The following is a 4,937-nucleotide window of genomic DNA, read 5'->3' as shown; positions in this document are numbered from 1 at the left end:
GGCCGGCGTATCGCCCGGCAGCTCGCTGCCGGGATGCCAGACCACGGTGGAGTCGCTGCCCTGCTTGGTGATCTGCAGGCGTCGTTCGCCGTCGTCGAGCACGACCGGTCGATGGGACTGGTAGATACGATCCAGCGCGCCGCGAATCCCGAGTTCACCCTGCTGCTGCTTCTCGGCAAAGCGCTCGAGCTTGTCGAGATAGCGGGCGCCGGCGAGACCTTCAACGCGGCAGCGATGGGTATCGGCGACGGCGAAATAGGTATGCAGCGCGCCGGTCATCTTCACCGGTGTGGTGCCGGTGTGGCGGGTGAACAGCTCGACGCTGAGCAGACGCTCGTTGGCATGGATCACGGCGTTTGGCGTGAGCTCGTCGTGCAGCGTCGTCTTGGGCGACAGGTGGATTTCGACACCGCTGCCGCTGACATCCTCGTCGACGGCGTCCAGGCGCCATTCGGCGGTCCGTGCCGGGCCATGCATGGGGCCCTTGCCATCGGGAGACTCATCGGCGAACCACGGCCAGCAGAGCGGGATGCCGCCACGAATCGCTCCCGGCAGCGCCTGCGGAGTGGGCGTCACCCAGAGCCAGCCATCTTCAGGCCCGCGCGCCGGCCGGGCGCCCGAGGCCCGCCCGGCTTCGGGGGCAGATGGTAGAAAGTGCAGCACCTGCGCGCCCTGTAACGAAATCGCGAGCTCGCCCCAGTCGGCGTTGATCAGCAGGACGCGGCGGCCCTCCCATTCGCTCTCGCGCTGGCCATCGGTCTCGTCGACGAGCTTTCGCAGCGTCTCGGGAATCATGTCACTTCCTCGTTGTGCAGGGCTTCCGCCGCGCCCAGCAGACCGGTCCACGGCGCCGTTACTACCCAGGTGGGTATGCCGGCATTGTAGGCGCTCAGCCGGCCCTTGTCGGCAAAGGCGCGGCGGAAGTCGCTGCGCGGCAGCCAGTCGATCAGTCGTGGCGTGATGCCGCCGCAGAGATAAACGCCACCGAGTGCGCCGAGCGTCAGCGCGCAGTCACCGCTGACGGCGCCCAGAATCTTGAGAAACCGCAGCAGCGTTTCGCGGGCGACGCGATCCCCGGCACGCGCCGCCCCGGTGACCTCCGCCGGGGTGTTGTAGTGGGCGGTGACGTTGAGCAGAGCGGCATGCGCCAGATAGAGATCGAGCAGCCCCTGGCCGCAGAGCAGGCGTTCCAGCGAGACACGGCCGTAGCGCGCGCGGAAGTAGTCGAGCAGCTGACGCTCGCGCTCGTCGGTCGGCGCGAAAGTGGCGTGGCCGCCCTCGGTCGTGAGCGGAATCCAGTGGCGCTGACTCGGTACCAGGCCAGCCACGCCGAGACCGGTTCCCGGGCCGAAGACCAGCCGCGGACTGCGCGGTTCGGCCTCGCCCTCACCGATCTTGACCAGATCCTTTTCGTCGACGTGCGGCACGCCCAGTGCCTGGGCGGTGAAGTCGTTGATGACCTTGAAATTGGAGAGCCCTAGCTGTTCGGCTACGGCCTGCTTGGAGAACGCCCAGTCGTTGTTGGTCATCTTGACCCAATCTTCGTGCACCGGGCAGGCGAAGGCGAGGCACGCCTCCGTTGGTGCCTCGGCGCCGACCAGCTCGAGATAGGCCTGGATCGCCTCGACCAGTCCTGCGTATCGCGCACAGGGCAGGGTTTTGATCGACTGCGGTTCGACGCTGCCGGGCGTGACCAGGGCAAAGCGCGCGTTGGTACCGCCGATGTCGCCAATCAAGGCGGGTGTCGTCATGTTTGCCCTCCGGGCAGGGCCGCGGCGTCGAAGCCGCCGAAGGTAGCAGCGCCTTCCTCGGCGCCGCCGACCTGCTGGCGGAAACCGGCGAACAGCTCGCGTCCCATGCCGTGATGATAGTGATCCAGATCGCAGGTCGCGGGCGTGCGCGCCGCCCAGGTCCGTGCGTCGACCTTGGCTTCCAGTACCCCGTTATCCGGGTCGAGCGTGACGATGTCGCCATCGCGCAGGTAGGCGATGGGGCCAGCGTCGACCGCTTCCGGCGTGATATGGATAGCCGCGGGTACCTTACCAGAGGCGCCGGACATGCGCCCGTCGGTGACCAGCGCCACCTTGTAGCCGCGATCCTGGAGCACGCCAAGGAACGGCGTGAGCTGATGAAGCTCGGGCATGCCGTTGGCGCGAGGCCCCTGGAAACGCACCACGACGATCACGTCGCGATCCAGCTCCCCGCTTTCGAACGCCGACTTGACCTGAGCCTGATCATCGAAGATGCGCACCGGCGCTTCGACGTGACGAAACGCCGGCTTGATGGCGGATACCTTGATCACGCCGCGGCCCAGATTGCCGTCGAGCACGGCGAGTCCGCCGGTGGGTGAGAAGGGGCGAGAGGCCGGGCGCAGCACCTCCTCGTCGAGGCTCTGCCGGGTTCCCTCGCGCCATACCAGGCGATCCTCCTCGAGGAACGGCTCCTGGGTGTAGGCGGTCATGTCGGTGCCGAAGGCGGTGCGAACGTCGGCATGCAGGAGTCCCGCGCCGAGCAGCTCGCGTACCAGGTAACTGACGCCGCCGGCGGCATGGAAATGGTTCACGTCGGCCTGACCGTTGGGATAGATGCGCGTCAGGCTCGGGATCACGGTGGAGAGCTCGGCGAAATCATCCCAGTTGATGGTGACGCCGACCGCGGCAGCCATCGCCACTAGATGCAGCGTGTGGTTGGTCGAGCCGCCGGAGGCGAGCAGGCCGATCATGGCGTTGACGATCGCGTGGGCATCGATCTGCTGATAGAAGGGGCGATAGTCACCACCCTGGGCGCTATTGCGAATCACCTGCTCGGTGCTGAAGCGAGTGATGGCATCTCTCAGCGGTGTGCCCGGATTGACGAACGAGGTTCCCGGCATGTGCAGCCCCATCATCTCCATCATCAGCTGATTGGAGTTGGCGGTGCCATAGAAGGTGCAGGTGCCGGGGCTGTGATAGGAGTCCGATTCGGCCTCCAGCAGCGCATCCCGCCCGACCTTGCCCTCGGCGTAGAGCTGGCGAATGCGCGACTTCTCCGAGTTGGGCAGTCCGCTCGGCATCGGTCCGGCGGGCACGAACACCGCCGGCAGATGACCAAAGCGCGCGGCGCCGATGAACAGCCCCGGCACGATCTTGTCACATACACCGAGATAGAGTGCGCCGTCGAACATGTTGTGGGAGAGCGCGACAGCGGTCGACATGGCAATCAGATCGCGCGAGAAGAGGGAAAGCTCCATGCCCGGCTGGCCTTGGGTAACGCCGTCGCACATCGCGGGAACGCCACCGGCGAACTGGGCCGTGCCGCCCATGGCACGCGCGGCTTCCTTGATCAGGGCCGGAAAGGATTCGAGTGGCTGGTGGGCCGAGAGCATGTCGTTGTAGGAAGAGACGATGCCGACGTTGGCGCTGTTCATCAGCTTGAGGCTCGACTTGTCGCCGGCGCTGCAGGCGGCGAAGCCATGAGCCAGATTGCCGCAGGAGAGCTCGGCGCGATGGACTCCGCGGCGGTGCTGCTGCGCCATGCGGGATTCGTAGAGGTCGCGCCTGTCGGCCGAGCGCTCTTCGATGCGTCGCGTGACGCGGTCGACGGTAGGGTTGAGAGTCATGGTGTGCCTCATCGAGCTGTCGGTGTTATTTGGTAAATTTACCAAAAAAAATCGGGCTTCAGTCGAGCATTCACCGTTAGTCTTAGTCTTTAGGAGTAATATTCTTTCAAAACGCAATGTTCTAGACTGTAGGCAGCCAGTGCTTCGCAACCCGTGCTTCGCGATGCTGTCATCGCGATGCAGCGCAGCATGACCGCAAATCTCTTCGTTCGCCTGACGCGTTAGCCGATCGCTTCGCTCGCTGCCCGATCAGGCGAAAGACATTCAGGCGAAAAACAGTGCCATCACGATCCTCGACATCATGAGAAGGAGAGCAACATGACTTTGCGTGTCGCCATCAACGGATTCGGTCGCATCGGCCGTAACGTACTCCGCGCCCTTTACGAGAACGGCTATCGCGATCGCATTCAGGTCGTGGCCATCAACGATCTCGGCGATCCCGAACTCAATGCGCTGCTGCTGCGCCGTGACAGCGTTCATGGCCCGTTCGGCTTCGAGGTCACTCACGACAGCGATACCTTGAGCGTAGACGGTGACAGCATTCGCATCCTCTCCGAGCGTGACCCCGCGCAGCTGCCGTGGAAGTCGCTCGATGTCGACCTGGTGATGGAGTGCACGGGGCTGTTCACCAAACGTGATGCCGCGGCCAAGCACATCGAGGCCGGCGCGGGTCGCGTGTTGATCTCGGCGCCCAGTGGCGATGCCGATGCGACCATCGTGTTCGGCGTCAACGAAGCGACGTTGAAGGCCGAGCACAAGGTGGTTTCCAACGCCTCCTGCACCACCAACTGCCTGGCGCCGGTAGCCAAGGCGCTGCAGGACACCGTCGGCATCGAGAATGGCCTGATGACGACCGTTCACGCCTACACCAACGACCAGAATCTCTCCGATGTCTATCACAAGGACCCGTACCGGGCGCGTAGCGCGACCCAGTCGATGATTCCGACCAAGACCGGTGCCGCGGCTGCCGTCGGCCTGGTGCTGCCGGAACTCAACGGCAAGCTCGATGGGCTGGCGGTACGCGTACCGGTGATCAATGTCTCGCTGGTCGATCTGGTCTTCACGGCCGGCCGCGATACCAGCAAGGAAGAGATCAACGAGATTGTCGCCAAGGCAGCGGCGGCGTCGCCGGTGCTCGCGGTCAACTCGCAGCCGCTGGTGTCGATCGACTTCAACCACGATCCGAATTCGTCGACCTTCGATGCCAATCACACCCGCGTCAACGGCCGCCTGGTTAAGGTAATGGCCTGGTATGACAACGAGTGGGGCTTCTCCAATCGCATGCTGGATACCGCACTGGCGATGCAGGCGGCCGCCTGACGTGCCGTCCCGAGGCGCC

4 protein-coding genes are annotated in these 4,937 nt (G+C 64.7%); 1 reads left to right on the top strand and 3 read right to left on the bottom strand.

Annotation, left to right across the window (positions count from 1 at the left end; all coding sequences use genetic code 11):
- From IE125_RS06565 to edd, 3 genes are all read right to left on the bottom strand, one after another.
- Positions 1-795: aldose epimerase family protein (locus tag IE125_RS06565; RefSeq protein ID WP_189443870.1), on the bottom strand; the 795-nt coding region annotated here is incomplete at its 3' end.
- On the bottom strand, positions 792-1,751 hold the full coding sequence (gene glk, locus IE125_RS06560) for a glucokinase (protein ID WP_189443869.1): 960 nt from the start codon (positions 1,749-1,751) through the stop codon (positions 792-794). The genes glk and IE125_RS06565, both read right to left, overlap by 4 nt.
- On the bottom strand, positions 1,748-3,598 hold the full coding sequence (gene edd, locus IE125_RS06555) for a phosphogluconate dehydratase (protein WP_189443868.1): 1,851 nt from the start codon (positions 3,596-3,598) through the stop codon (positions 1,748-1,750). The genes glk and edd overlap by 4 nt, the downstream gene beginning before the upstream one ends.
- Before the next feature lie 318 nt (positions 3,599-3,916).
- Between edd and gap the strand changes: the two genes are divergently transcribed.
- Positions 3,917-4,918 carry a type I glyceraldehyde-3-phosphate dehydrogenase gene (gene gap / locus IE125_RS06550; RefSeq protein ID WP_189443867.1) on the top strand — a complete coding sequence of 334 codons (1,002 nt, stop codon included), beginning with the start codon at positions 3,917-3,919 and terminating at the stop codon, positions 4,916-4,918.
- The last annotated feature ends 19 nt before the right edge of the window (positions 4,919-4,937 follow it).

It is taken from the genome of Salinicola rhizosphaerae, from assembly GCF_014652715.1.
GTDB lineage: Bacteria > Pseudomonadota > Gammaproteobacteria > Pseudomonadales > Halomonadaceae > Salinicola > Salinicola rhizosphaerae.
Note: the sequence above shows the minus strand (reverse complement) of the source record. Positions and strands in the feature narration are given on the sequence as shown.